The organism is Nocardioides bruguierae, assembly GCF_023656415.1.
Lineage (GTDB): Bacteria > Actinomycetota > Actinomycetes > Propionibacteriales > Nocardioidaceae > Nocardioides > Nocardioides bruguierae.
The window spans coordinates 1-1,720 of the sequence record NZ_JAMOIL010000063.1; the positions used below are offsets into that span (position 1 = coordinate 1).

The 1,720-nt window shown below is 67.8% G+C and carries 2 protein-coding genes and 1 pseudogene; 1 reads left to right on the forward strand and 2 read right to left on the reverse strand.

Annotated elements, in window-relative coordinates:
- Positions 1 to 61 precede the first annotated feature (61 nt).
- On the reverse strand, positions 62 to 340 hold the full coding sequence (locus tag M8330_RS21595) for a hypothetical protein (RefSeq protein WP_250829033.1): 279 nt from the start codon (positions 338 to 340) through the stop codon (positions 62 to 64).
- 34 nt (positions 341 to 374) lie between these two features.
- Positions 375 to 806: a plasmid replication, integration and excision activator gene (locus tag M8330_RS21600; protein ID WP_250829034.1), complete on the reverse strand. Its 432-nt coding sequence runs from the start codon at positions 804 to 806 to the stop codon at positions 375 to 377.
- Between the two features lie 267 nt (positions 807 to 1,073).
- Here M8330_RS21600 and M8330_RS21605 point away from each other — a divergent pair.
- Positions 1,074 to 1,720, forward strand: a pseudogene (locus tag M8330_RS21605) (hypothetical protein); the annotation flags it as partial.

Below are 1,720 nucleotides of genomic sequence, written 5' to 3' on the forward strand. Positions count from 1 at the left end.
GCGTCCTCGCTGTTGCGGATGCCGGTGAACATGAGCCACTCCCGAGGGGCTCCCGCGCGGCTCATCGGTTCATCACCGGGACGGTGACGGTGAGGCGGAAGCCGGCGAGACGGGCAGTCCAGCCGTACCCGCTGTCCGGGGCGTCCTCGAAGACGACGGCGTGCTCGCCGTGCCGGACGTCACTGGCCATGTCGTCGCAGGTGTCGATGTCGGTGACGACGATGCGGACCTCGGGGAGGTCGCCGTTCTCCCACGGTGGAGTGAGCTCGACCCGGAGGACCTGGCTCGAGGCGGAGACGATGTCGGTGACCTTGCACAGGACGTCGTGCCGAGGACCCACGAGCCCCACTCGATGTCGACGCCGAGGGCCTGCATCACGCGCTCGCCTTCTGCTCGCCGGCGAGCACCGGGGCCGGGCGGGACTTGCTGGGCTGACGCACCTCCATGGCGCGGTAGGACCAGGCGAGACGGGAGAACTCCCCGTTCTGGTCGACGTAGGGCGTCGCGGTGAGCTTGTCGAACTCCACCGGACGGAACGGGACGCCGGGGGCGGCCTCGGGCAGGACCGGCTGGACCTTCGCGCAGATCTTCACAGAGACGGTGCGGTTGGTCTTGCGGACCTCGGGGTCGCCGTCGATCACGTCGACCTGCCACATGAGCAGACCGGTGTCGGCGTCGGCGGCCTGGATGATGTTGTCGCGGGTGGAGCGGTCGTAGTCGCGGACCGGGGTGACCTCACCGACGGCCCAGACGCCGTGCGGGAAGACAAGACCGAAGTCGACCGGGATCTTGCGGGGCATCGCCATGACGTTCTCCTGTGGTGGTTGGCGGTTTCGGTAGCCCCACCACACCGCTATCCACAGGGACGACTTCACCGTCCGACAAGGACGTCTCGGGACGCCTAAAGTAAAGAGCCAGCATCTCCTCATCGGTCCCAGTCGCCTCGGGAGGCACTCATGGGAAACGAACGTCTTCGACTCGCGATCGCCGAGCACGACCTGACCACCGCGACGCTCGCTGAGCAGCTCGAGGTCGACCGCAAGACCGTGGAGCGGTGGGTATCCAGCAGCCGTGTGCCCTACCCGCGCTTCCGAACCCAGGTCAGCAAGATCCTCGGCCTGGAGGAGGCGTACCTCTGGCCGGATCGTGACCTGTCGGAGAGCCAGCTCAACCAGGCCAGCCGGCGGGAGATCGTCGAGGTCTATCCCAATCGCGGCGCCGTGCCTCATGGCTTGTGGCGTCGGCTCATCGACGAGGCCTCCGAGCAGGTCGACGTGCTCGTCTTCGCCGGCCTGTTCCTCGTGGACTCCCACCCGGACCTGCCCGAGCAGCTGGCACTGCGGGCGCGCGACGGCCTGCGAGCTCGCCTGGCCTACGGCGACCCGGCCTCACCGGTGGTGGAGCAGCGGGGGATCGACGAGGGGATCGGGATGGATCTCGGTGCTCGTATCCGCATCACTCTGGCGGCGATGGCGCCGGCCGTCGGCGTCGAGGGTATCGACGTCCGCCTGCACGAGACGGTGCTCTACAACTCGATCTACCGGTTCGACGACGATGCTCGTCAACACGCACCTCGTGGGGTCGCCGGCACCTCGAAACCCTGTCATCCACCTGCGTCAGGTCGAGCGCGGCCAGCTGTTCTCCCACTACCTGGAGTCCTTCGAGCACGTGTGGGAGTCAGCCGACCCTCTGGTCGGATCTCCGGCGGCGTGACACGGTG

Coding starts and splice junctions, on each gene's coding strand:
- M8330_RS21600 (WP_250829034.1), bottom strand. CDS start 806: ATGGCGATGCCCCGCAAGATCCCGGTCGACTTCGGTCTTGTCTTCCCG.